This window comes from Petropleomorpha daqingensis, assembly GCF_013408985.1.
Taxonomy (GTDB): domain Bacteria; phylum Actinomycetota; class Actinomycetes; order Mycobacteriales; family Geodermatophilaceae; genus Petropleomorpha; species Petropleomorpha daqingensis.
In genome coordinates, this window is the sequence record NZ_JACBZT010000001.1 from 3,835,715 (window position 1) to 3,859,694 (window position 23,980).

The 23,980-nt window shown below is 73.5% G+C and carries 27 protein-coding genes; 19 read left to right on the plus strand and 8 right to left on the minus strand.

The features are described 5' to 3' along the window. Positions 1-62: 62 nt before the first annotated feature. Both GGQ55_RS19020 and GGQ55_RS19025 read left to right on the plus strand, forming a co-directional pair. Positions 63-917, plus strand: coding sequence for an MIP/aquaporin family protein (locus GGQ55_RS19020; protein ID WP_179719399.1), 855 nt, complete (start codon positions 63-65; stop codon positions 915-917). Between the two features lie 41 nt (positions 918-958). Then, positions 959-1,252, plus strand: coding sequence for a CDGSH iron-sulfur domain-containing protein (locus GGQ55_RS19025; RefSeq protein WP_366489716.1), 294 nt, complete (start codon positions 959-961; stop codon positions 1,250-1,252). Between the two features lie 110 nt (positions 1,253-1,362). Here the strand turns inward: GGQ55_RS19025 and GGQ55_RS27955 are convergent, their stop codons facing one another. Both GGQ55_RS27955 and GGQ55_RS19035 read right to left on the minus strand, forming a co-directional pair. Next, positions 1,363-2,922, minus strand: a complete 1,560-nt coding sequence (locus GGQ55_RS27955) for a methyl-accepting chemotaxis protein (protein WP_179719401.1) — start codon at positions 2,920-2,922, stop codon at positions 1,363-1,365. 65 nt (positions 2,923-2,987) lie between these two features. Then, positions 2,988-4,001: an iron-containing redox enzyme family protein gene (locus tag GGQ55_RS19035; protein WP_179719403.1), complete on the minus strand. Its 1,014-nt coding sequence runs from the start codon at positions 3,999-4,001 to the stop codon at positions 2,988-2,990. Positions 4,002-4,153: 152 nt separating this feature from the next. On the opposite strand from GGQ55_RS19035, the gene GGQ55_RS19040 reads away from it, so the two are divergent. The 4 genes from GGQ55_RS19040 to pucD all read left to right on the plus strand — a co-directional run bounded on the left by GGQ55_RS19040 (position 4,154) and on the right by pucD (position 9,680). After that, positions 4,154-5,662 carry an MFS transporter gene (locus GGQ55_RS19040; RefSeq protein ID WP_179719405.1) on the plus strand — a complete coding sequence of 503 codons (1,509 nt, stop codon included), beginning with the start codon at positions 4,154-4,156 and terminating at the stop codon, positions 5,660-5,662. Between the two features lie 360 nt (positions 5,663-6,022). Further along, positions 6,023-6,895, plus strand: coding sequence for an FAD binding domain-containing protein (locus GGQ55_RS19045; RefSeq protein WP_179719407.1), 873 nt, complete (start codon positions 6,023-6,025; stop codon positions 6,893-6,895). 2 nt (positions 6,896-6,897) lie between these two features. Continuing rightward, positions 6,898-7,368, plus strand: a complete 471-nt coding sequence (locus GGQ55_RS19050) for a (2Fe-2S)-binding protein (RefSeq protein WP_179719409.1) — start codon at positions 6,898-6,900, stop codon at positions 7,366-7,368. Continuing rightward, entirely contained in the window at positions 7,365-9,680 is a 2,316-nt protein-coding gene (gene pucD, locus GGQ55_RS19055; protein WP_179719411.1) for a xanthine dehydrogenase subunit D, read from the plus strand. The genes GGQ55_RS19050 and pucD overlap by 4 nt, the downstream gene beginning before the upstream one ends. A gap of 3 nt (positions 9,681-9,683) precedes the next feature. Here pucD and GGQ55_RS19060 read toward each other — a convergent pair whose 3' ends face one another. Beyond that, complete coding sequence (locus GGQ55_RS19060) at positions 9,684-10,016, minus strand: GYD domain-containing protein (RefSeq protein ID WP_179719413.1); 333 nt, start codon at positions 10,014-10,016, stop codon at positions 9,684-9,686. 69 nt (positions 10,017-10,085) lie between these two features. Here GGQ55_RS19060 and GGQ55_RS19065 point away from each other — a divergent pair, with 69 nt between their 5' ends. The 9 genes from GGQ55_RS19065 to GGQ55_RS19105 all read left to right on the plus strand — a co-directional run bounded on the left by GGQ55_RS19065 (position 10,086) and on the right by GGQ55_RS19105 (position 16,071). Beyond that, the gene (locus tag GGQ55_RS19065; RefSeq protein ID WP_366489720.1) at positions 10,086-11,066 is read left to right on the plus strand and encodes a s-methyl-5-thioribose-1-phosphate isomerase; all 981 of its coding nucleotides are present in this window, start codon (positions 10,086-10,088) and stop codon (positions 11,064-11,066) included. Then, positions 11,063-11,692 carry a class II aldolase/adducin family protein gene (locus tag GGQ55_RS19070; protein ID WP_179719415.1) on the plus strand — a complete coding sequence of 210 codons (630 nt, stop codon included), beginning with the start codon at positions 11,063-11,065 and terminating at the stop codon, positions 11,690-11,692. Before GGQ55_RS19065 ends, GGQ55_RS19070 begins: the two co-directional genes overlap by 4 nt. An 86-nt stretch (positions 11,693-11,778) precedes the next feature. Next, complete coding sequence (locus GGQ55_RS19075; protein ID WP_179719417.1) at positions 11,779-12,180, plus strand: VOC family protein; 402 nt, start codon at positions 11,779-11,781, stop codon at positions 12,178-12,180. Continuing rightward, entirely contained in the window at positions 12,177-13,118 is a 942-nt protein-coding gene (locus GGQ55_RS19080) for an RNA polymerase subunit sigma-70 (RefSeq protein WP_179719419.1), read from the plus strand. Before GGQ55_RS19075 ends, GGQ55_RS19080 begins: the two co-directional genes overlap by 4 nt. Positions 13,119-13,158: 40 nt before the next feature. Next, complete coding sequence (locus GGQ55_RS19085) at positions 13,159-13,365, plus strand: hypothetical protein (RefSeq protein ID WP_179719421.1); 207 nt, start codon at positions 13,159-13,161, stop codon at positions 13,363-13,365. Positions 13,366-13,435: 70 nt separating this feature from the next. Beyond that, positions 13,436-14,515, plus strand: a complete 1,080-nt coding sequence (locus GGQ55_RS19090) for a sigma-70 family RNA polymerase sigma factor (protein WP_179719423.1) — start codon at positions 13,436-13,438, stop codon at positions 14,513-14,515. A 19-nt stretch (positions 14,516-14,534) separates the two neighbouring features. Further along, positions 14,535-15,404: an STAS domain-containing protein gene (locus GGQ55_RS19095; RefSeq protein ID WP_179719425.1), complete on the plus strand. Its 870-nt coding sequence runs from the start codon at positions 14,535-14,537 to the stop codon at positions 15,402-15,404. Continuing rightward, positions 15,401-15,784: an STAS domain-containing protein gene (locus tag GGQ55_RS19100; protein ID WP_179719427.1), complete on the plus strand. Its 384-nt coding sequence runs from the start codon at positions 15,401-15,403 to the stop codon at positions 15,782-15,784. The genes GGQ55_RS19095 and GGQ55_RS19100 overlap by 4 nt, the downstream gene beginning before the upstream one ends. Further along, entirely contained in the window at positions 15,781-16,071 is a 291-nt protein-coding gene (locus GGQ55_RS19105) for a phosphatase RsbU N-terminal domain-containing protein (RefSeq protein ID WP_179719429.1), read from the plus strand. The genes GGQ55_RS19100 and GGQ55_RS19105 overlap by 4 nt, the downstream gene beginning before the upstream one ends. A 102-nt stretch (positions 16,072-16,173) precedes the next feature. Here the strand turns inward: GGQ55_RS19105 and GGQ55_RS19110 are convergent, their stop codons facing one another. Further along, entirely contained in the window at positions 16,174-16,725 is a 552-nt protein-coding gene (locus GGQ55_RS19110; RefSeq protein ID WP_179719431.1) for an ABC transporter substrate-binding protein, read from the minus strand. A gap of 259 nt (positions 16,726-16,984) precedes the next feature. Between GGQ55_RS19110 and GGQ55_RS19115 the strand changes: the two genes are divergently transcribed. The 3 genes from GGQ55_RS19115 to GGQ55_RS19125 all read left to right on the plus strand — a co-directional run bounded on the left by GGQ55_RS19115 (position 16,985) and on the right by GGQ55_RS19125 (position 19,314). After that, positions 16,985-18,106 carry a YncE family protein gene (locus tag GGQ55_RS19115; RefSeq protein ID WP_179719433.1) on the plus strand — a complete coding sequence of 374 codons (1,122 nt, stop codon included), beginning with the start codon at positions 16,985-16,987 and terminating at the stop codon, positions 18,104-18,106. A gap of 80 nt (positions 18,107-18,186) precedes the next feature. Beyond that, a complete protein-coding gene (locus GGQ55_RS19120) occupies positions 18,187-18,495 on the plus strand; it encodes a hypothetical protein (protein ID WP_179719435.1) in 309 nt (102 codons plus the stop codon). A 48-nt stretch (positions 18,496-18,543) separates the two neighbouring features. Then, positions 18,544-19,314 carry an SCO4651 family lipoprotein gene (locus tag GGQ55_RS19125; protein WP_179719437.1) on the plus strand — a complete coding sequence of 257 codons (771 nt, stop codon included), beginning with the start codon at positions 18,544-18,546 and terminating at the stop codon, positions 19,312-19,314. Between the two features lie 22 nt (positions 19,315-19,336). Here GGQ55_RS19125 and GGQ55_RS19130 read toward each other — a convergent pair whose 3' ends face one another. Then, positions 19,337-19,639 carry a PspC domain-containing protein gene (locus GGQ55_RS19130; protein ID WP_179719439.1) on the minus strand — a complete coding sequence of 101 codons (303 nt, stop codon included), beginning with the start codon at positions 19,637-19,639 and terminating at the stop codon, positions 19,337-19,339. A 76-nt stretch (positions 19,640-19,715) separates the two neighbouring features. After that, complete coding sequence (locus GGQ55_RS19135; RefSeq protein WP_179719442.1) at positions 19,716-21,611, minus strand: FAD-binding monooxygenase; 1,896 nt, start codon at positions 21,609-21,611, stop codon at positions 19,716-19,718. A gap of 47 nt (positions 21,612-21,658) precedes the next feature. Here GGQ55_RS19135 and GGQ55_RS19140 point away from each other — a divergent pair, with 47 nt between their 5' ends. Beyond that, on the plus strand, positions 21,659-22,408 hold the full coding sequence (locus GGQ55_RS19140; RefSeq protein ID WP_179719444.1) for an IclR family transcriptional regulator: 750 nt from the start codon (positions 21,659-21,661) through the stop codon (positions 22,406-22,408). Here the strand turns inward: GGQ55_RS19140 and GGQ55_RS19145 are convergent. Next, positions 22,393-23,160, minus strand: a complete 768-nt coding sequence (locus GGQ55_RS19145; protein WP_179719446.1) for an SDR family NAD(P)-dependent oxidoreductase — start codon at positions 23,158-23,160, stop codon at positions 22,393-22,395. The two genes, GGQ55_RS19140 and GGQ55_RS19145, sit on opposite strands and share 16 nt — an antisense overlap. Continuing rightward, a complete protein-coding gene (locus GGQ55_RS19150; RefSeq protein ID WP_366489726.1) occupies positions 23,157-23,945 on the minus strand; it encodes a crotonase/enoyl-CoA hydratase family protein in 789 nt (262 codons plus the stop codon). The genes GGQ55_RS19145 and GGQ55_RS19150 overlap by 4 nt, the downstream gene beginning before the upstream one ends. Positions 23,946-23,980 lie beyond the last annotated feature (35 nt).

A 23,980-nucleotide genomic window follows, 5' to 3' on the forward strand; every position in this document is an offset into this window, starting at 1 on the left:
TCTGGCGTGTCGCGCCGTAGGGGGCCAACCTGGGCGGCGACCCGAACCGTTGGAGGTCCGCCGTGTCTCCCACGCTCGTCCGCTCGGTGATCGCCGAGTTCGTCGGGACCCTGCTCCTCGTCTTCCTCGCCGTCGGCGCGGCCGTCTCCGGGGTGACCGGCCGCGGCCTCGTCTCCGGTGTCGTCGGCGTCGCGCTCGCCTTCGGCCTGGTGCTGCTCGCGCTGGCCTACGCGATCGGCCCCGTCTCCGGCTGCCACATCAACCCGGCCGTCACCCTGGGCGTCCTGCTCTCGCGCGGCATGACCTCGCGGGAGGCCGGCTACTACTGGGTGGCCCAGTTCGCCGGCGGCATCGCCGGCGCGGCGCTGCTCAAGCTGATGACCAGCGGGTTCGGGGACGTCACCGACACGACCGGTTCGCTCGGCTCGAACAACTGGGGCGCGAACATCAGCGGTCCGGGTGCGTTCCTGCTCGAGGTGCTGATCACGATGGTGCTGGTGACCGTGGTCCTGCTGGTCACCGGCCGCTCGGCCACGCCGGGCTTCGCCGGCCTGGCCATCGGCCTGACCCTCACCGTGGTGCACCTGTTCGCCATCCCGCTGGACGGGACGTCGGTCAACCCCGCCCGCTCGCTGGGCCCTGCGCTGTTCGCGGGCGGCGACTCGCTCAAGCACGTGTGGCTGTTCATCGTCGCGCCGCTGATCGGTGCGGTGGTCGCGGTCGGGCTGGTCCGGCTGATCACCCCGCCGGTGGTCACCGAGGTGGCCCTGCGCGACGAGGCGGGCGTCGACACCACCGGTGCGCAGGTGCCGGCCGAGACGGAGGGCGTCCCGACCGCCCGGCACGGGGCGGACGACGGGTACGAGGTCGAGGTCGTCGCGGTCGAGGTGGAGGAGCGCCGGCCCCCGACCGGGTGAGCCCAGGTGTGCCCGGCGTCGTCCCGGGGCAGGGGAGGGCCGTGTCCGAACCCGCCCTCGAGCCCCTGGACGACGACCACCCGGCCGCCGCCACGATCACGCCCTACCGCGACGGTCCGCTGATCGTCCGCGGCGACTTCCGGCTGGTCGACCAGGACGGCGTCGAGATCGACCCGGGCCGCGCGACGATCGCGCTGTGCCGGTGCGGGAAGTCCGGCATCAAGCCCTTCTGCGACGGCAGCCACAAGCGGTCGGGGTTCTCCGCGCCGAGTGCGCCGTCGCGCCCGCGGCCCGCTGCCCGGATCCTGCGCGAGGCCGGCGAGGAGACGAGCTAGCCGCTCGGCCGCAGTCCGCTGCGTCGCCCTCGCCGTGTGGTCGCCGACCCCGCGGCACAACGCGCGGGAGGCGACGACGCCGCGAGGGTGAGGCTCGCCGCTGTGTCGGCTCAGCCGCGGTGCTCGAAGCGGGCGGCCATGGTCACCTGCTCCTCGAGCGCCTCGCCGATCCGGGCCTGGACGGCGTCGAGCTCGCCGACGATCTCGCTGGTCGTGTGGATGCCCGCCGACACCGACTCGCTGCTGGCCTGCAGCGACACGATCTGGTCGGTGACGCGCTGGGTGGCCTTGTTCGTCTCCCGCGCCAGCTCCTTGACCTCGCTGGCCACGACGGCGAAGCCCTTGCCCAGCTCGCCGGCGCGGGCCGCCTCGATGGTGGCGTTGAGCGCGAGCAGGTTCGTCTGGTCGGCGATGGCGGAGATGACCTGGATGACCTCGCCGATCGCCCCCGACGCCTGGCCGAGGGACTCGACCTCCGTCGTCATCGTGGAGGCCTGCTCGACGGCTCGCTCGGCCACCCGCCCGGCCGCGGCGGCCGCGTCGCGCAGCCGCGAGACCGTCTCCAGCAGCGCCTGGGCGTTGACCGCGTCCTCCGTGGTCCGGCGCAGCACGTCGAGCCGCTGCGAGACCAGGGTCTGCACGTTGCGCAGCGCGGAGGCGCGCGACTCGGACAGCTCGATCGTCTCGGTGACGAAGAAGTCCATCGTGCCGATGACCGTGCCGCCGGCGGTGATCGGGAAGCAGACGCCGGACTTGACGCCGGCCCGCTGCGCGGCGGGTGCGCGCACGCAGTCGGGAACCTCGGCGAGGTCGCGGACGAACACCAGGTCGCGGCTGCGCCACGCCCGTCCGGACAGGCCCACGCCCTCGGCGAAGCTCGCCTCGAGGGTCACCTTCCGGAACTCCTCGCCGGCCGAGCCGGACTCCTGGCCGAACCGCAGCACCCGCTCGGCCTGGTCGAGCGCCCAGAAGGAGCCGTAGGCCCAGCCGAACGCCGTCCGGACGGTGTCGAGCGCGACCCGCAGCGCCTCCTCCTCGTTGCGCGCCTCGCCGACCTTGGCGACGACGGTGGTGACGGCGACCCGGTCGTCGAGGTTCTCCTGCAGCTGCGCCTGGGCGAGCGCGGTCGCGCGGGCGTGGCCGAGGATCCGCCCGATCACGTCCCACTTCGTCTTGCGGCCGCCGAAGAAGGGCAGCTCGCCGCGGCTGTAGTACTCGATGATCGCGACGACGCGGCCGTTCTCGAGGATCGGCAGGAAGCAGCCCTGCAGGGCGCCCGCGGCGTGCGCGGTCTCCCAGCGCAGGCAGCGGCCGCGGACCGGCTCCCCGCTGAGCAGGACCGGCTTCCGGTCGCGCAGCGCCTGCCCGCCGTAGCCGGCCTGCTCGTCGAGCTCGGTCTCGGCGTGCCAGCGCGCGCTCATGGCCGGGGCGAGCTCACCGGTCTCCCACTCCAGGCGGAACCGGTTCTCCCCGCACGGCCACCAGACACCGCCGTAGGCCATGCCGACGAACTCGACGAGCCCCCGGGTGATGAGCTCGACGGCCTGGCGGGCGTCGGAGACCCGGGTGTCGAGCAGGAGCCCGATGACGTGCTCGAGGGCCTCGACGTCGCGCGGCATCTGCTCCGGCTGCAGGGGTGGGGGAGTGGTCGGAGCCGAGCGGCGCAGCATGGGTACGACTTCGGTCGCATGCAACCGATCTTGAGCCGAAACAGTTCCGTTCCGCTTTGCGCAGGTCAGGCCGCTACGGGTCGCGCACCGCGCAGGGCCGAGCGGCCGGACGTCCACGCCTCCAGCAGGACCCGTGCCGCGACGCCGTCCACGGCCAGGGAGCAGGCGGCGCCGAACAGCACGTCAGCCGCGAGCGCGGGGGTCTCGGCGACCAGCGAGCCGCACATGTCGACCGCCGCGATCTGCTCGTGGACGGCGTCGGCCTCCACGTGCTCGTCGTAGAAGACGGTGGTGCGCCCGTCGAAGCCCAGCCGCCGCAGCCCCGCCGAGTAGCGCCGGCTCGGCTCGGACGACGTCATCTCGACGCAGGCGAGGTGGCCCAGCGCGGCACCCCGCCAGCGCCGGTGCAGGCCGAACAGCGACATCGTGTTGACCGAGGCGAACGCGATCGCCGGGGCGTCGTCCCACAGCGCGCCGTACCCGTCGTCCAGACCGAGGTCGGCCATCATCCCGGCGAACAGCCGGCTGTGCATGCGCTCGGCCGAGCCACCGCCGTACTCGTCGGCCTGGATCTCGACCATGGCCGACTTCGCCCGGCCGGACAGCCGGGGGACGGCGAAGGTGTGCGGGTCGCCCTCCTTGAGGTGGTACACCGAGCGGACGGCGAGGTACTCCCGGAACTGCTCGAGCGTGCCCTGCTTGGCCATGAAGGACGACAGCGAGGGCGAGTCGTCGGCGGCGATGAGCGCGGCCAGCTGCTGGTCGATCGCCTCGTCGGTGGCCTCGAGCGGGCCGACCAGCGCGCGCAGCGCCTCGGTGTGCCGGTGCTCGAGCAGCGCCCGCAGCCGCAGCAGGTCCGGCTCCCACTCCCAGCCCTCGTCGACGTCGTCGAACCCGCGGTAGTGCAGCTCGTAGCAGACGGCCAGGCTCAGCTGGAGGTCGTCGTCGGCGAGCACGTCGGACGACGCGGCCGCGGTGCGCTCGGCCTGGGCGAGCGTGTCAGGGGACAGGGACGTACCGCTCGTCAGATCGGCGAACAGCGCGGCGCTCAGCGGGCCCCGAGGCTCGGGCAGGTGCATGCGCTCAGCATGCCCACGGCCGCGGAAAACGATGCGGGACGTGGCCTGGGTCCCACCGGAGCGGGTGAACGTTCGAGGGATTGATCGGGTTCCCGGGAGGGAAGGAACGGCTCCGGCCACAACAGAAGAGCCCAAGCCCGGAGGCGCGTTCGATGACGACGACCCGTGAGGCACCGGCACCTGGCGTGATCCGCAGCCTGATCCCGGCGCGGATCGACCGGTTGCCCTGGTCCCCGTTCCACACCCGGATGGTGATCGCCCTCGGCGTCGCCTGGATCCTGGACGGCCTGGAGATCACCGTCGCCAGTGCGGTGGTCGACAAGCTGACCGAGGCGGACACGCTCCACCTGTCCACCGGCCAGGCGGGCTTCATCGCGACGATCTACCTGATCGGTGAGGTCGTCGGGGCCCTGTTCTTCGGGCAGTTGTCCGACAAGCTGGGCCGCAAGAAGCTGTTCGTGATCACGCTGGCCGTCTACCTGGTCGGCAGCGGCCTCACCGCCCTGACCATCGGCAACGGGGTCGGCTGGATCGTCTTCCTCTACGCCACCCGCTTCATCAGCGGCATGGGCATCGGTGGCGAGTACGCGGCGATCAACTCGGCCATCGACGAGCTGATCCCCGCGCGCTACCGCGGCCGCGTCGACATCGCGGTCAACGGCACCTACTGGGCCGGCGCCATCCTCGGGACGCTCGGCACCTTCATCTTCCTGAACGTCATGAGCCCGAGCGTCGGCTGGCGGCTCGCGTTCCTGCTGGGCCCGGTGCTGGGTCTGGTGATCATCTTCGTCCGCCGGCACCTGCCGGAGAGCCCGCGGTGGCAGGTCATGCACGGCCACGCCGAGGAGGCCGAGCGCAGCATCAGCTACATCGAGCACGAGGTCGAGCAGGGCGGGCGGCAGCTGGAGCGCGTGCCGGACGACAAGGCGATCGATCTGGTGCCTGCGGAGAAGATCGGCTACTTCGCGCTCGCGCGGGTGCTGTTCAAGGAGTTCCCGAGCCGGTCGATCTACGGCGCGACGCTGATGATCACCCAGTCGTTCCTGTACAACGCGATCTTCTTCACCTACACGCTGGTGCTGGGCAACTTCTACGGCGTCGACTCGAACAAGGCGCCGCTGTTCCTCATCGCCTTCGCGGTCGGCAACCTGGCCGGACCGCTGACCCTCGGGCACCTGTTCGACACCATCGGGCGCAAGAAGATGATCGCCGGGACGTACATCATCTCCGGTGCTCTCCTCGCCCTGACCGCGTTCCTGTTCCGGGCCGACGTGCTCAACGCGACGACCCAGACGATCGCGTGGTGCGTGATCTTCTACTTCGCCTCGGCCGGCGCCAGCTCCGCCTACCTGACCGTGAGCGAGATCTTCCCGCAGGAGGTGCGTGCGAAGGCGATCGCCGTCTTCTTCGCCATCGCCCAGTGCTTCGGTGCTCTGGGCCCGTGGCTGTACGGCCACCTGATCGGTGACGGCACCGACCGCATCCCGCTGTTCTACGGCTACCTGCTCGGTGCCGGCGTGATGGTCCTCGGTGGTCTGGTCGCCGCGTTCATCGGCGTCTCGGCGGAGGGCAAGTCCCTGGAGGACGTCGCCACGCCGTTCGCCGCTCGCCGCGGCAGCACGCGGGCCGAGGGGGCTGCCTCGCCGCGCTACCAGAGCTGACCGACCGCAACCGCCGCGGCCCTCGACCGGGCAGGTCGGGGGCCGCGGCGCGTTCTGCTCCACCGCCGACTGAGCACTTCCGGTCGGCGACACGCGGCGCCACGCCGGGCGCGGCGACCGCAACTGCACAGTCAATGGGGTGGCGCGGTGCTGCGGCGTCGCGCCACCCTGTCGTCGATGCGTGATGACAAGTGGGGCGACGAGCGGGTCACCGCGTGGGTGCTCGCGCTGATCGTCCTCGTCCTGGTGCTCTGGGCGGGCCGGCTGTTGCCCTTCTGAGACCCACGTTCGGGCTGTGGTGCCTTGCCGTTTCCTTTCCGGGGCGGTTCCCTTCGAGGACCCGACCTGGCGAGGAGAGCCGTGGACTTCCTGCAACCGACGACGTGGGGCGAGGCCCTGGAGGCGCGGGCCGAGCACCCGGACGCGCTGCCCATCGCCGGTGGCACCGACGTGATGGTCGAGCTGAACTTCGACCGCCGGCGACCGGGAGCCCTGCTCGACCTCGGCCGGGTGCCGGAGCTGCGGGAGTGGTCGGCGGACGACGGTGTGGTCCGGTTGGGCGCCGGCGTGACCTACGCGAGGGTGATCACCGAGCTGGGGGTGGAGCTGCCCGGGCTGGCGATGGCCTCGCGCACGGTCGGCTCGCCGCAGATCCGGATGCGCGGCACGGTCGGCGGCAACCTGGGCGCCGCCTCGCCCGCGGGTGACTCGCACCCGCCGCTGCTGGCCGCCGACGCCGTCGTCGAGGTCGCCTCGGCCGCGCGCGGCACTCGGCAGGTGCCGGCCGCGGAGTTCTACACCGGCGTCAAGCGCAACGCCCTGGAGCCCGACGAGCTGATCGCGGCGGTCCTCGTGCCGGCCGCCTCGGGCCCGCAGCAGTTCTCCAAGATCGGCACGCGCAACGCCATGGTCATCGCGGTGACCGCGTTCGCCGTGGCGCTGCACCCCGACCGGCGCGCGGTCGGCACCGGCATCGGCTCGGCCGCGCCGACGCCGCGGCGGGCGACCGAGGCCGAGGCGTTCCTCGCCGGCGAGCTCGACGCCGCCGGTCTGTGGGACTCCCGCGGGGAGCTGCCGGACTCCCTGGCGCGGGCCTTCGGCGACCGGGTCGCCGCGGCGTCCGCGCCGATCGACGACGTCCGCGGCAGCGCCGCCTACCGCCGGCACGCGCTGTCGGTGATGGGCCGCCGCGCCGCGACCTGGGCCTGGGACGAGTACCGGAGGGCAGCCTGACCATGCGCGTCACCACCACAGTCAACGGCACCGAGCAGTCGGTCGACGACGTCTGGCCCGGCGAGAGCCTGCTGTTCCTGCTGCGCGAGCGGCTGGGCCTGCCCGGGTCGAAGAACGCCTGCGAGCAGGGCGAGTGCGGCTCGTGCACCGTCTACCTCGACGGCGAGCCGGTGTGCTCGTGCCTGGTCGCGGCCGGGCAGGCGATCGGCCGCGACGTCGTCACCGTCGAGGGGCTGGCGGGCGGGCAGGCGTTGCACCCGGTGCAGGAGGCCTTCGTCGAGGCCGGCGCCGTCCAGTGCGGCTTCTGCACCCCGGGGCTGGTCGTCGCCGCGCACGACCTGCTGGCGCGGGTGCCCTCGCCGTCCGACCTCGAGATCCGCGAGGCGCTGGCCGGCAACCTCTGCCGCTGCACCGGCTACGAGAAGATCCTCGACGCCGTCCGGCTGGCCGCGACCAAGCAGGTGCAGCCATGAGCGAGACGACGACGACGCGCCCCGCGCCGCCGACCACCGTGACCGGCCGGATCGGGGACGGGCGGGTGGGGGATAGCCCATTGCGGCCCGACGGCACGCTCAAGGTCACCGGCGAGTTCGCCTACGCCAGCGACCTGTGGCACGACGACATGGTCTGGGGCATCACGCTGCGCAGCCCGCACCCGCACGCGCGGATCAGGGGCATCGACCTCACCGAGGCGCTGCAGGTGCCGGGGGTGTTCGCCGTCCTGACGGCGGACGACGTCCCGGGCGAGAACGCCTACGGGCTGGAGCACGCCGACTCACCGGTGCTGGCCGCCGACGTGGTGCGCTACGAGGGCGAACCGGTGGCGCTGGTCGCCGCCGACCACCCGGAGACCGCCCGCCGGGCGGCCCGCCGGATCCGGGTCGACTACGAGCCGCTGCCCGCCGTCACCGACCCCCGCCGGGCCCTGGACGACGACGCGCCGCTGGTCAACCCGGGCGGCAACCTGGTGCGCCACCTGAAGCTGCGCCGCGGCGACCCGGCCGCCACCGCGCCGGTCGTGGTCTCCCTCGACTTCGAGGTCGGCATGCAGGACCAGGCGTTCCTCGGGCCGGAGTCCGGGCTCGCGGTGCCGGCCGAGGACGGCGGCGTCGACCTGTTCGTGGCCACCCAGTGGCTGCACGTCGACCAGCGGCAGATGTGCCTGGCGCTGGGCATGCCGCCGGACAAGGTGCGGCTGACGCTGGCCGGTGTCGGCGGCGCGTTCGGCGGCCGCGAGGACCTGTCGGTGCACATCCACGCCTGCCTGCTGGCGCTGCGCACCGGCAAGCCCGTGAAGATGGTCTACGGCCGGGAGGAGTCCTTCTACGGCCACGTGCACCGGCACCCGGCCTGGCTGCACTACGAGTTCGGCGCCGAGGACGACGGCACGCTGGTCTACGCCAAGGCCGACATCCTGCTCGACGGCGGCGCCTACGCCTCCTCGACGCCGGCCGTGGTCGGCAACGCCGGCACCCTGGGCATGGGGCCGTACCGCATCCCGAACGTGTCGGTCGACGCGGTCGGCGTCTACACGAACAACCCCCCGTGCGGCGCGATGCGCGGGTTCGGCTGCGTGCAGGCGGCGTTCGCGCACGAGGCGCTGATGGACGAGCTGGCGTCGGTGCTGGAGATGGACCCGGTGGAGCTCCGGGCCCGCAACGGCATGCAGGAGGGCGACCTCAACATCACCGGGCAGGTCATCGACTCGGCCGCACCGGTGGCCGAGCTGATCTGGAAGGTGCGGGATATGCCGCTGCCGCCGGAGCCCTCCGGCGAACGGGACCTCCTGACCCTCCCGGGCGCGGTCGGCAACACCACGCACGGCGAGGGCGTGCGACGGGGGATCGGCTACTCGGTCACCTACAAGAACGTCGGCTTCTCCGAGGGCTTCGACGACTACTCGACCGCGCGCGTGCGGCTGCAGATGACCGCCGGCGAGGCGGTGGCCACGGTGCACACCGCGGCGGCCGAGGTCGGCCAGGGGCTGATCACGATCCACGCCCAGATCGCCCGCACCGAGCTCGGCGTCGACCGGGTGGTCGTCATCCCGGCCGACACCCAGGTCGGATCGGCGGGGTCGACGTCGGCGTCCCGGCAGACGTACGTCACCGGCGGTGCGGTGAAGGCCGCGTGCGAGGCGGTGCGCGACCGGGTGCTGCAGCGGGCGGCGGTCGCGCTCGGCCGGCCGGCCGCGTCGCTGCGGCTGGACGGCGAGAAGATCGTGGGCGCCTCCGGCGAGGTGCTCAGCGGGCTCGCCGACGTCCTCGGGGACGACGCTGTCGAGGAGACCGTGGAGTGGCGGCACCGACCCACGCACGCCATCGACCCGGAGACCGGCCAGGGCGACGCGCACGTGCAGTTCGCGTTCTCCGCCCACCGGGCCGTGGTCGACGTCGACACCGAGCTGGGGCTGGTCAAGGTCGTCGCGCTGGACACCGCGCAGGACGTCGGCAAGGCGCTCAACCCCGACGCCGTCGTCGGCCAGATCCAGGGCGGCAGCGCGCAGGGCATGGGCCTGGCGCTGATGGAGGAGGTCGTCGTCGTCGACGGGCACGTGCGCAACCCGTCGTTCACCGACTACCTGATCCCGACGATCCTCGACATCCCGCCGATGCAGATCGAGGTGCTCGAGTACGCCGACCCGCACGCGCCCTACGGCGTCCGCGGGGTGGGGGAGCCGCCGACGATCTCGTCGGGTCCGGCGGTGGCCGCGGCGGTGCGAGCGGCGACGGGCAGGCAGCTGCGCCGGGTGCCGATCCGCCCGGAGCACATCACGGGTACCTGACGGTCAGGTCCCCGGGGCTCGGAAGACGGCGCGGCCGTCCCGCACCTTGCCGAGGACGGTCTGCAGCTCGTCCTGGTCGAAGAGCTGGTGGGTGCCCAGGCTGCGGACGGCGCCGGTGCTGGCCGAGGTGAGCGTCACCGCGGCCGCGGTCTGGGCGTCCGGCGCCTCCAGGATCACCATGCCGTCGGCCTCGCCGAGCATCCAGTACAGGGCCTCGAGCCGGGCGCCGACGGCCTCCGCCGATGCGCGCACCGCGGCGGTGCGGTCGCCCGGCTGGTCGACCATCCGGCCCCAGGTCTCGCCGGTGTAGGCGAAGAAGATGACGAACCTCGGCATGGCGATCACCTCGCTGCGCGTCGCTGAGGCAGCCGATTACAGCAGCCGATCGCGCCGTAAGGTGCCGCCGTGAGCACGCCGGAGGTGCCCGTCCCGACACTGGTCGGGCAGAGCGTGGTGGTGGAGCCGGACGCCGTCCGGATCCTCGACCGCCGCGTGTTCCCCTTCGAGCGCACCTGGGTGACCTGCCGCAGCGTCGAGGACGTCGCGAAGGCGATCGAGGACATGGTCACGCAGAGCCTCGGCCCGCCGTTCGCGGCCGCGGGCGGGATGGTGCTCGCGGCGCGCAGCGGGGGACTCGACGCGGTGCGGGAGGCAGCACGGAGGCTGGTCGCCACCCGGCCGACCAACAACGGCATCCGGGACGTCGTCGCGTCGCTGCTGGAGGTCGCGGAGGCGGGCGGGGACGTCGAGCGGGCGGCCGCCGAGCTGGCCGAGCGGTACCGGGCCGGCTTCCGGGCGCTGGGGGAGCACGCGGCGCCGCTGATCCCGGACGGCGCCACGGTGCTCACCCACTGCTGGGCCGACGCGTACCTGACCGAGACGGTCGCCGCGGTGCTCCGCGCGGGCAAGCGGATCCAGGCGATCTGCACCGAGACCCGCCCCTACCTGCAGGGCGCCCGGCTGACCGCGGAGAGCCTGGCCGAGATGGGCGTGCCGACCCGGCTGATCACCGACGGCATGGCCGCGCACCTGATGAGCCGCGGCGAGGTCACCACGTTCGTCACCGGGGCCGACCGCGTGACCATGGACGGCGCCGTCGTCAACAAGATCGGCACCCTGCAACTCGCCGTCGCGGCACAGGCGTTCGGGGTGCCGTTCGTCGCGCTCGTGCAGGCGCCCGACCGGCAGGCGGCCACCGCGGACGACGTCGAGCTCGAGAACCGGGACGGCGACGAGGTGCTGCACTGCCTCGGCCGGCGCACCGCGTCGTCCCGGGTCACCGGCGTCTACCCCGCCTTCGACGTCACCCCGCCGCGGTTCGTCAGCGTCGTCGTCACCGACCGCGGGCGGTTCGCGCCGGCCGACGTGGGCTCGTACTTCTCGTGAGGCCGGCGACCACCCGCGCCGACGCGGTCGAGCAGCTGATCGAGGTCGGCCGGCTCGCGGTCGAGCGCGGGCTCGTGCTGGCCAGCGGCGGCAACCTGTCGGCCCGGCTGCCCGGCGAGGGTGACTTCGTGATCACCGGGACCGGCACCTGGCTCGACCGCCTCACGCCGGCCGACTTCAGCGTCATGAGTCCGGACGGCGAGGTGGTCGGGGGCGCCGAGCGGCCCTCGACCGAGTGGAAGCTGCACCAGCGGACCTACCGCGTGCGCCCCGACGTGCACGCCGTCGTCCACCTGCACCCGCAGCACGCCGTCCTGGTCGACGCGCTCGGCCACCCGATCCGGCTGCTGTCGTTGGACCACGCGGTCTACGTGCGCTCGATCGGCACCGTGCCCTACTTCCCGAACGGCTCCGACGAGCTGGCCGAAGCCGCGGCCGAGCAGGCGCGCGAGCACGACTGCATCGTGCTGTCGCACCACGGCTGCTCGGCGCTGGGGGAGGACGTCCGCATGGCGTTCCGGCGGGCGATGAACCTGGAGGAGGCCGCCGTCGCCACCTACCGGATGCTGCTGCTCGGCGACACCACCACCGCGTTCCCCAAGGGAGTCCGGCTCCACCACGAGTGAGTCACCGCGCGACCGATGAGTTCCCGTGGCGGGCGTCGTTCCAGTAGGCAGAGGAGCGACAACCGCTGCGGAGAAGGAGGCAGGACATGGACTGGAAGCTCGAAGTTCTCGTCATCCCGGTGAGCGACGTGGACCGCGCGAAGGAGTTCTACGCCGGCAAGCTCGGCTTCTCCCTCGACACCGACTTCGCGCCGAACGAGCACTTCCGGGTCGTGCAGGTGACCCCGCCGGGCTCGGCGTGCTCGATCGTGTTCGGCAAGGGCCTGCCGACCGGGTCGCAGATGAAGGGCTGCCAGTTCGTCGTCGCCGACATCGCCGCGGCCGCCGACCAGCTGACCGGTGCCGGCATCGAGCACAGCGGGATGGTGCACTTCGCCGACGGGGCGCAGACCCCCGGGCGCGACCCGCAGGACGCCGACTACGGCACCTTCGTCTTCTTCGACGACCCGGACGGCAACACCTGGTCGGTGCAGCAGGGCAAGCGGTGACCGCAGCGCCGGCGCTCGACTTCGACGCCGCGACGTCGCCGCACCGGCGCGAGCTGCACGTGCACTGCTACCGGATGCTGGCCTCGTTCGACGACGCCGAGGACGCCGTCCAGGAGACCTACCTGCGCGCCTGGCGGGCGTGGGACGGCTTCGACGGGCTGCACCCGCGCGCGTGGCTGTACCGCATCGCGACCAACGTCTGCACCGACCTCATCCGCGCCCGGAAGCGCCGGTCACCGGAGCGGCCGACCGACATCGCCTGGCTGACGCCCTACCCCGACCGGTTGCTGGACGAGATCCCGGCCGAGGACGACGGACCCGACGAGGTCGCGGTCGCCCGGGAGACGATCGAGCTCGCCTTCCTGGCCGCCCTGCAGGTGCTGCCCGCCCGGCAGCGGGCGGCGCTGCTCGCCCGGGAGGTGCTCGGCATGCCCGCCGCGGAGACCGCCGAGCTGCTGGACACCAGCGTCGCGGCCGCGAACAGCGCGCTGCAGCGGGCCCGGGCGACCATGGCCCAGCACCTGCCGTCGCACCGCGCCGACTGGTCGGCCGGGCAACCCAGCGCCGCGGAGAAGGAGCTGCTCGAGCGGTTCATCGACGCGCACGAGCGCTGCGACGCGGCGGCGGCGCTGGCCGTGGCCGCCGAGGACATCCGCGTCACCATGCCGCCCTACCCGTGGCTGTTCGACGGGCGGGACGCCCTCGTGCCGCTGCTGGAGCGCGGGTTCGGCCCCGACCGCGAGGGCGACTGGCGGCTGCTGCCGACCAGCGCGAACCGGATGCCGGCCGCGGCGAGCTACCTGCGCCGTCCCGGCGACTCCGTCTTCCGCGCCTTCAAGCTCGACGTGCTGCGCATCGAGGACGACGCGATCGCCGAGATCACCACGTTCGGTCCGGCGCTGTTCGAGGCGCTGGGCCTGCCCCAGACCGTGACCTGAGCCCGCGTCATCCGGGCGCGGATGCGGCGTCGTCAACTGTGTGACCGACAACCACGCAGAACCCCGGCCCTCACTCGCCGCACGCCGCGAGCGCCTCGACCGGCTTCGGCGCGCGGCGGCGCAGGTGGGCACGGCCGACGTGCTGGAGCGGCAGGCCGGCCAGTCCCGGAGCACGGCCCTGGCCGGCCTGCTCCGCGAGCGCGCCGCCCTGCACCGGCGGGTCGCCGAACGGGTGCGGGCCGGGTAGCCGTCGCGCCGTCCATTACCGAGCCGTGCTGGTCCGGCGGGCGGCGGTCGCCGGTTGTAGCGTCTCCCGCATGCCGGCCCCGGAGCCTGCCGGCCAGCTGCCGGAGCGCCGCGGATCGGTCGACGTCGCCGCGCTCATCCCGATCGTCCGGCGGATCGTGGCAGCGCGGGTGGCCGACCGGGCCACGGCCGACGACCTGGTCCAGGAGACGCTCGCGCGGGTGCTCGGCGCGGTCGGCCGGATCGAGGCCGGCATGCTCGAGCCCTACGCGATCGTCACCGCGCGCAACGTGGTCGCCTCGATGTGGCGCGAGCAGGACCGCCAGCGCCGCCACCAGCACCGGGTGGTCGACCTGCGGCCGTCCGAGGCCCCCGACGAGGACCTCCTCGCCCAGGAGGACCGCGCGGCCATGGCCGAGGCGCTCACCCGGCTGTCCGACCGCGAACGCGACACCCTACTCGCCCACGAGGTGTCCGGGCAGGACACCCGCTCGCTCGCCCGGGAGCTCGGGTCCACCGCCGGCGCCGTCGCCGCCCAGCTCAACCGGACCCGTGCCCGGCTGCGCGTGGAGTACCTGCTGGCCGCCGAGCGGGTCGAGCCGGACACCGAGCGCTGCCGCCCGGTGCTGCTGGCCATCTCGAGCGGGGACCGGCGCCGGCAGCGGGAGGTGGACGCGGCCCGCCACCTCCTCGAGTGCGAGCTCTGCGCCCGGCTCAGCGAGCCGCTGATGGGCCGCGGCCGGGGCCGGCAGGAGGAGGTCCGCGTCGCCGTCCGCACCGATGCCGACGTCGTCGCCGCCCGGCAGGCGGCCCGGGAGCTGGCCGAGCGGCTCGACTTCTCGCCGACGGAGCTGACCGAGATCGCCACCGCCGTCTCGGAGATCGTGCGCAACATCGTCCGGTTCGCCGACTCCGGCGACGTGCTGGTCGAGCTGCTGGATGCGCCGCGGCGCGGGCTGCGGATCACCGCACGCGACTCGGGTCCCGGCATCGCCGACGTCCAGCAGGCCCTGCAGGACGGCTACAGCACCTACCAGGGGCTCGGCCTGGGACTTCCGGGCGCACGGCGGCTGATGGACGAGTTCGCCGTCGTCTCCGAGCGGGGACGCGGCACGACCGTGACCATGATCAAGTGGCGGGGGGCGGAATGACGACCAGGGAGGGCACACCGTGACCGAGCGAGCGTCTGTCGTCGACGACGAGGGGCTGCTGCCGCAGCTCGTGGCCCATCTGCGCGAGCACCGCACCCGGCTGCGCCAGGAGTGGGCCGGCCGGATCCACGAGGCGCACCTCCTGCAGGCGATGACCGCCCAGGAGATGGCCGCCGAGACCACGTCGGTCTACGACAACTACGTCGAGGTGCTCGAGACCGGCAGCGTCGAGGCGCTCCAGCACTACGCCCGCGACCTGTCCGAGCGGATCATCCCCAGGGGCGTGGAGACGCACGAGGTCGTCGGCATCGTCCTGCTGCTCCGCGACGTCCTCGCCCGCTCCCTGTTCGAGAAGTACCAGCGCGACTTCCCGCACCTCAACCGGGTGCTCGACGCCTACGAGCCCGCGGCGAACCGGATCGCCAACACCGTCGCGGTGAGCTTCGTCGACGAGCGCGAACGCGTCATCCGCCAGCAGCAGGACTCGATCCGCGAGCTGTCCACCCCCGTGCTGCCGGTCCGCGAGCGGCTGCTGATCCTGCCGATCATCGGCGTGCTCGACCAGCAGCGGGCGCGGCAGCTGACCGAGCAGCTGCTGACCGGGATCCGCACCCACCGGGCCAAGGTCGTCGTCATCGACATCACCGGCGTCCCGGACGTCGACGAGACGGTGGCCAACCACCTGGTGCAGACCGTCGACGCCTCGCGGCTCATGGGCGCCAGCGTGATCATCACCGGACTGTCGCCGCTGATCGCGCAGACCCTGGTCACCATCGGCGTCGACCTGTCCAAGATGAACACCATCGGCGACCTGCAGGGCGGCCTCGAGGAGGCCGAGCGGCTGCTCGGCTACGAGGTGACCCGCGACAGCGCGGCGGGTGGGCCGTGACCAGCGGCCCCCGGCTCTTCTCCATCCTGCGTCAGGGCGCCTACCTGATCGCCTCGATCCACACCGCCCTCGACGACTCCCAGCTGCTGCGCTTCCAGCAGGACCTCGTCGAGCGGATCGGCCGGGACCGTGCCCGGGGCGTGGTCATCGACGTCGCCGCCCTCGACGTGCTCGACTCCTTCGCCTCCCGCACGCTGCGCGACATGGGCGAGATGGCCCGGCTGCGCGGGGCGGTGACGGTGATCGTCGGCATCCAGCCCGACGTCGCCTTCGCGATGGTCCGCCTGGGGATGGACACCGGCTCGGTCTCCACGGCCCTGGACCTCGAGGAGGGTCTGCTGCTCCTCGACCGCGCCACCTCGACCGCACGCCGCCCGTGACCACCCAGGACGACGCGGCGCGCGACTACCGGGCGGCGTTCCTGCGCTTCCTCGGCCGGCACGAGGAGGTGGCCCGGCACGCGGGCTACGAGCTGGGCCGCGCGGCGCTCGCCGCGGACCTGAGCCTGCTCACCCTGGTGCGGGTGCACCACGACGTGCTGATCGAGGTGCTGCGCGACACCCCGGCCGACGAGGTCTCGGCCGTGGCGGGTGCCGCGTCGGACTTCCTGCTCGAGGTGCTGGCCAGCTACGACATGGTCCAGCGCGCCCTCCGCGAGGACGGCTGAGCGGACGGAGCCACGTGCCCCCGCACGGGGGAAACGGGGGCACGTGGCCGTAGTGGGGGAGCGGTCCGGGGCCATGGGCCGCTCCCCGGTCCGGTGCCCGGCCTACGCGGTCCCGAGCAGACCGAGCAGCTGGTTGAGCAGGTTCGCCAGAGCGCCGCCCGTGGTGCCGCCGTTGAGCAGGTTCGCGACCGCGCACAGCAGGTTGCCCAGCAGGTTCCCCGGTCCCTGGACCGCCGTGATCACCAGGTGGACCTGGTTGAGGTCCACGACCAGCCCGAGCAGGTCCAGGTGGAGCGGGCCGAGCGTCAGGTCGAGGATCGTGCAGGAGCCGGTGGCCTGAGCGGCCGTGACGGGCGCGCTCGCCGTCTGCGAGACCGGTGTTGTCGTGCCGGTGAGCGAGGTCAGCGTGCCCTGCACCAGCCCGGTCACCGTCGTCTGCCCGCCGGAGCGGGCGAACCCGGTCGGGGTGAAGGTGCCGACGAAGGTTCCGACACCTGGGATCGTCTGGTTGATCGTGCTGGTGAGCGTGGCGGGCGCGGCGGCGGCAGTGGGCGCCGCCGTGGGGGCCGGCGCGGCCGCGGCCGAGGTCGCGGTCAGGCCGATCGTGCCGGCGACGAGCGCGGCGGTCAGGGGAGCGATCAGGCGGATGCGCATGCGTGGTCTCCAGGGCTGAGGGAGCCGGCGGCCGGAGCGGTCCCGTCGGCGCGTGCACCGGTGAAGAGGTCCCGACCGGTTTCGCATGACGGGGAGCGCGCCGGTCGATGCCGTCAGATCGGCGGCGCGTCCCGCGTCATCCCGGGGTCGCGGGCGCGTCCGGACCTGAACCAGACGAAGTCGTCTCGCCCCGGGGTGCGCGCAACGGTCTCCGGGGTGACCCTGCAAGGGAGGTTCTTCCGAGGGGGAGGGGACGGCGATGGTCGTCCACCACGGCCGGCACAGGCGGCGGAACAGGACGGCGCGCCTCGCCCTGATCAGCGCCGCCGTCGTCCTCCTGCTCGCCGGGGTGGTCGCGGTGGTCCTGCACGCCGGGAGTGGCCACGGCGGGGCGTCCGCGGCCGGGAACCCGAGCGGGACGCCGACGCGCACCACGGCCTCCTCGGCGTCCTCGACGGCCCCGCGCCCCAGTTCGCCCACCCCCACCGCGGGTGCCGTGATCGCCGTCGGCGGGACGCCGCACTGCGTGAAGCTCGCCCCGGACGGGAGCTTCGCCTACGTCGCCGACCCGGCGGCCGGCACCGTCATCCGCCTCGATCCGGCCACCGGGAGGGTGACCGCGACGATCGCGATCCCGCAGGCGCCACCCGAGATGGTGTCGATCGCGCCGGACGGGCGACGCGCCTTCGTCGGCGCCTACACGGAGGACTTCGCGACCGACCTCGTCGCGGTCGTGGACACGGCCAGCAACACGGTGACGAGGACGATCCCCGTGGGCCGCGGGCCGTACGCCCTCGCGCAGGGCCCGGACGGCCGGCTCTACGTGCCGCTGTACGACGACGACCACCTCGAGGTCGTCGATCCGGACGCCGGCGCCGTCGTGGCCCGCGTGCCGATGGCGCGAAGCCCGCACTGGATCGCCTTCGCCCCCGGTGGGCGCACCGCCTACGTTCCCAACCACTTCTCCGACGTGGTCAGCGTCCTCGACCTGGCCTCGGACCGCGTGACGGCCACGATCGGGGTGGGCGACGGGCCGCACGCGATCACGCTGTCGCCCGACGGCACCCGCGCCGCGGTCGTGAACTACATCAGCGGCGACGTCTCGGTGATCGACCTGGCGACCGGCACGGTCGTGGCCACCGTGCCCGGCGTCGGCGCCGCGCCGCAGGACGTCGAGTACGCCCCCGACGGCCGGCACCTGTACACCGCCAACTCGAACGACGGGACGGTCTCGGTCATCGACACCGCCACCGGGACGGTCACCGCCCGGGTCGCGACCGGTGCCGGCCCGACCAGCATCGCGGTGCTGCCCGACGGCACCGAGGCGATGGTGACCGGCTTCGACGACGGCACCGTGCGCATGCTCCGGACCGGTTCCTGAGGGACGAAGGTCCCGGTCGGCTGCACGCCGTCGCACCGCGTGCCGAAAGCTGCAGCACTCCGAGCAGTAGGAGAGCAGCCATGGCCTCGCACGCCGACGTCCCGCCCGGCGACCAGCTCCGGGCGGCGGTCTCGATCCTCAGCAGCGCTGCCGCCGACCGGCAGTGGGGCGGTGCTCCCGTCGTCCGCGTCCGGGCCGGCGGCCTGCAGCTCGGCGACGGCCGCGGGGTGGTCGACGCCGCGGCCGTGTACCAGGCCGCGCGCGGGCTAGTCGGAGCGCTGCTCGACGACCTGGTGCAGAGCACCGGCCGCGACCTCGACGACGTCGTCGGCCCGTGGCTGCTCTCCCTCGAGGTGCGCGAGGCGTTCGCCGGCGTCGACGGCGTCTGACGCGCGGCGGACTCGGACGCGGTCGGTCGAGGGGGATACGGTCCGCTCGTGACCTGGAAGCGGAGCGTCGTCCCCGTGCTCGTCGCGGCCACCGTGCTGCTGACCGGCTGCGACCAGACCAAGTGGATCGACGAGGCCGGCGCGCCCGCGACCCCGACCGACGCCGCCGGGCTGGCCACCTTCCTGCAGGACGGGACGAAGAGCATCCGCTCGGCGCACCTGGAGCTCGAGGTCGACGCCGCCGGCAACGCGATCAAGGGCAGCGGCGACGAGACGCTCAAGGACGGCAAGGCGGAGGCGTTCGACCTCACCGAGACGATCCCCGGCGTCGGCGACATCCGGGTGCTCATGGTCGACGGGCAGACCTACGTCCAGCTGCCCTCCGGGCTCAACCCGAGCGACAAGCCGTGGCTCCTGATCTCGGCCGAGAGCTCCAACCCCGTGGTGCAGCAGCTCGCCACCTCGCTGCAGTCGGTGACCTCCTCCAGCAGCCTCGACCAGTACACGGCCTTCACCCAGGCGGCCACCGTGCGGCTGGTCGGGCCGGAACAGGTGAACGGCACCGACGCGACGCACTACGCGCTGAGCGTCGACGTCACCAAGCTGCCCAACGACACCCCAGGGCGCAGCGACCTGCTCAGCGCCGGGCTGGTCACGCTGCCGGTCGACCTGTGGGTCGACGACCAGGGCCGGCCGGTCAAGGTCAGCGAAGAGCTGACCGTGCAGGACCAGAAGGTCACCACGCTGGTCACGCTCAGCAAGTTCGACGAGGACGTGACGATCACGGCGCCGCCGGCCGACCAGGTCGCGAACGACTGAGGGGTCGGCCGGCACCGGGATCTCAGGCGGCCGGGGCGCGGCCGTTCTGCAGCGTGTTCCGCAGGCCGGTGGCCGGGGTGTCGGGACCGGCCGGCACGAGGATCCACATCAGCGGGTAGACGAGGATGCCGGCGCCGATCAGGGCCAGGGCGATGAACCCGACCCGCCAGATCAGCGCCTCGACGCCGCTGTACTCGGCCAGCCCGCCGCAGACGCCTCCGAGGACGCGGTTGGTCCTGCTCCGGTACAGGTGCGGGCGCGGCGGGACGGCGGTCACCGGCGGGGGCGGCGCGTCCGGGAAATCGGAATTCGGGAGAGCGGTCATGCACCGAGGCTGCCGCCGCTCCCCGTGGCCCACCACGGAGGAAGGTCCCGTCCGGGAACGGGACTTCCGGCCCGCGTCACGCGTGCGCCTCGGCCTCCACGAGGATCGCGGCGAAGAAGTCGCCGAGGGCCTGAGGGTCGTCGAGCGGGAGCACGTCGGCGACGTACTGGTCGGGCCGGACGACGACCACGCAGCCGGCGTCGCGGTCGATGCCCCGCGCGTCGAACACGTCGTCGGCCGGATCGGGGCAGAACGCCTTCTCGTGGTCGACCAGGCCGAACCGGCCCTTGCGGGGAGCGAGCACCGGCGGCAGCGCGTCGACGGCGAGCTCCCGGTGGCCCTGCTGGAAGACGGCCCGGACGTCGATCACCGAGTCGGGCTCCGCGCCGGCCGGGGTGAACCGGGCGAGCGGTGACTTCTCGGAGGCGAGGAACTCGCACAGCCGCCGCGCGCGCGACTCCGGGGACGCCGGATCGGCGCGGTCGGCGAAGACGTACACCCGCCAGGCGCCGTCGGCCCGGGCGACGTGCCCCAGCTGCAGCGGCCTGGCGTCGGCCAGCCTGATCACCCGGGCGGAGTGGAAGCGCATCCCGACGGGGAAGCCCTCGGCGAGGGACGGGAACCGCGCCTCGGCGGTGATCATCGACGGGGCGTAGCGCGTCGCGACGCCGGCGGTGAACCGGCCCTGCTGCACGAAGTACCGCTGGAACTCCTCCGGGTCGACGCCGTCGCCACCTTCGTCCTTCGGGGCGGTGCTGAACATCGCGGCGAACTCGCGGTCGAAGTCGATGAGCTCCTGCGCGATCACCTGCCGCTCCGCCGAGTAGGTGCGCAGCAGCTCCGGCCGGGCGGTGCCGCGCAGCACCGTGCCGAGCTTCCAGCCCAGGTTCCAGGCGTCGGCCATCGAGACGTTCATGCCCTGGCCGGCCTTGGCGCTGTGCGTGTGGCAGGCGTCGCCGGCGATGAAGACCCGGGGGAGCCGGGTGGTCGCCTCGTCGGCCGGGACGTCGTCGAACCGGTCGCACAGCCGCTGGCCGATGTCGTACACCGACCACCAGCCGACGTCCTTCACGTCGATCGTGTACGGGGCGAGGATCCGGTTGGCCACCGCGGCCAGCTTCTCCGGCGTGACGTTCTGCCGATCGAGCAGCTCGGCGTCGGCGACCTGGTCGAGCTCGATGTAGAGCCGGACGAGGTAGCCGCCCTCGCGCGGGATGATCAGCAGGTTGCCCTGGTTGGCCGAGTGGATCGCGCACTTGAGGCGGATGTCGGGGAAGTCGGTGACGGCGAGGACGTCCAGGACGCCCCACGAGGAGTTCATCGGGTCGCCGGCGAGCTCGCGGCCGATCGCCGTCCGGACGGCGCTGCGGGCGCCGTCGCACCCGACGACGTACCGCGCGCGGACGGCGGCCGTCTCCCCGGTCGACCGCTGCAGGGTGACCGTGGCGCCGTCCGGGTCGACGTCGACGCCGACGGCGGACAGGCCGTAGTGCGGCCGCAGCCGGGACGGCGAGCGCTCCATGTGCTCGCGCAGGTAGGCCAGCATCCGCGCCTGGTTGACGATCACGTGCGGGAACTCCGAGAGGCCCTCCTCGACGTCCCGCACCCGGCCGGTGCGGGTGATCCGCGAGCGGTCCTCCGGGTCCGGGCGCCAGAAGGTGACCTCGTTGACCCAGTAGCCCTCGCCGATCAGCCGGTCGGCCAGACCGAACGCCTCGAACATCTCCACCGTGCGGACGGCGACGCCGTCGGCCTGCCCGACCTGGAGCGGCCCGTCGCGCCGGTCGACGATCGCCGTCCGGATCTCGGGGAAGTTCGCCAGCTGCGCGGCGAGGACCAGCCCGGCCGGCCCGCAGCCGACGATCAGGACGTCGACGTCGGTCGGAAGGCCGTCGGGCCGGTCGGCCACCGACGGGTGCGGCTGCTCGATCAGCGGGTCGCCGGGCCGGTAGCCGTCCAGGTAGAACTGCATGCACCGAGCCTGTCGCGATTCTGCGACGAGGGATACGGTCTTCTGCTGTGAAGAACAAGCCGACCTATGCGATCGCCTCGGTCGACTCCGCGCTGCTGCTGGCGACGCTGCTGCAGCAGGAGGGCCCGATGCGGGTGACCGACGCGGCCGAGCGGATCGGCGTCTCGGGGTCGACCGCGCACCGGCTGCTCGGCATGCTCGTCTACCGCGACTTCGCCGAGCAGCTGCCCGATCGCCGGTACGGGCCCGGTCCGCTGATGCGCGGCGGTCCCGCTCCGCAGGCGGCCGTGGCGGCGCTGCGCGACGCCGCGCTGCCGCACCTGCGCCGGCTGGTCGACGAGCTGGGGGAGACGGCGAACCTCATGGTGCTGGCCGGCTCGGACGTCCGGTTCCTGGCCACGGTCGAGTGCGACCACGTGCTGCGCGTCGGCGACCGGACCGGCCGGACGCTGCCGGCGGTGAGCGCATCGGGCGGCAAGGCGCTGCTGGCCGCGCTGCCGCCCGAGCGGCGGGACGACGTCCTGGGCGGGCTCGACCCGGCCGGCGCCGACCGGCTGCAGCGGGAGCTCCGGGGGATCCGGCGCCGGGGGTTCGCGGTCAACGACCAGGAGACCGAGACCGGCCTGACCGCCGTCGGCGCCGCCGTCCCGACCCCGCCCGGCGCGCCGCCGGCCGCGATCTCGGTGGCCATGCCGCGCGCCCGCTACTCCCGCGACCGCCTCCCGGAGTGGGGTGCGGCGGTGACCGCCGCGGGGGCGGCGATCGCGCGCGACCTGACCGGTCAGAAGACGGCGTAGCCCCCGTCGACCAGCACCGTCGTCCCCGTCTGGTAGCTGGAGGCGTCGGCGGCGAGGTAGACGGCGATGCCGCCGAACTCCTCCGGCCGGCCCCACCGGCCCAGCGGGACGCGGCTGATCACCCGGTCGGTGAAGACCTGGGAGCCCTGCGCGGTCGTCGTCATGTCGGTGGCCGTCCAGCCGGGCAGGACGCCGTTGACCCGGATGCCGTACCGGGCCAGCTCGACCGCGGCCGAGCGCACGAACGCCGTCAGGCCGGCCTTGCTCGCGCCGTAGGCGTGGTTGCGCGCCGCACCGCTGAGCGCCGCGAGGCTGGCCACGGCGATCACCGAGCCGCCGGTGCCCCGCTCGACGAGGACCCGGGCGGTCTCGCGCAGCGTCCAGAAGGCGCCGTCCAGGTTGGTGGCCATCACCGTCCGGTAGTCCTCGGCGGTGGTGTCGACCAGCGGCTTCAGCGGCACCCCGAGCCCCGCGTTGACGACGACGACGTCCAGGCCGCCCAGGAGCCCGACGGTCTCCCGGACGCCATCCGCGACGGCGGCCTCGTCGGAGACGTCGACCTGCTGGGCGTGCGCGACCGCACCACCGGCGGTGAGCTCGTCGGCCGCGGTGCGCACCTTGCCGGGGTTGCGGCCCCACAGGGAGACCGCAGCACCGTGCTCGGCGAGCGCGCGGGCCATGGCCAGGCCGATGCCGGAGCCGCCGCCGGTCACCAGCGCCCGCCGGCCGGTCAGGTCGAACAGCGCGCTCATGCGCCGAGCCGCCGGCGGACGACCGCAGCCTGCTCCGGCGAGCCGATGAGCGCGCCGATCTCCTCCTGCTCGGCCTGGAGTCCCTCGGCGAGCGGGACCCGGCCGGCCAGCTCGACCAGCCGCTTGACCGCGCGGGTGGCGCTGCGGCTGTGCCCGGCGATCTCGGCGGCCAGCGCCTGCGCGTCGGCCAGCGGGTCGTCGGCCGCGCGGGTGGCCAGGCCGAGACCGACCGCGTCGGTGCCGGACACCTTCCGCCCGGTGAGCGCCAGCTCCTTGGCGACGTCCCGGCCGACCAGCTCCGGCAGCAGCTGCGTGCCGCACATGTCGGGCACCAGGCCCCACTGCACCTCCATGACCGACAGCTGCGCGTCCGGGGCGACGATGCGGATGTCGGCGCCGAGCGCGATCTGCAGCCCGCCGCCGAAGGCGAACCCGTGCACGGCGGCGATCACCGGCGCGGGGACCAGCGACCACACGTGCACGGCCTGCTGCCCGAGTGCGCGCGCCGCGCCCAGCGGCTCCCGGGGGACGACGACGCGCGCGGCGCCGCCCTCGGCCATCGCGGCGAACGAGCCGAAGTCCAGCCCGGCGCAGAACGCCCGGCCCGCGCCGGTGAGCACGACCGCCCCGACGTCGTCCCGGTCGATCAGCGACGTGCCGGCCTCGACCAGCGCCTCGAACATGGCGGGGTCGAGCGCGTTCAGCTTGTCCGGGCGGTCCAGCCGCACGGTCGCGATGCCGTCGGCCACCTCGAGCGCCACACGGCGCGAGACGTCGTCGTCCACCCCCGCTGTCTACGGGTGAGGTGACGATCGTGTCA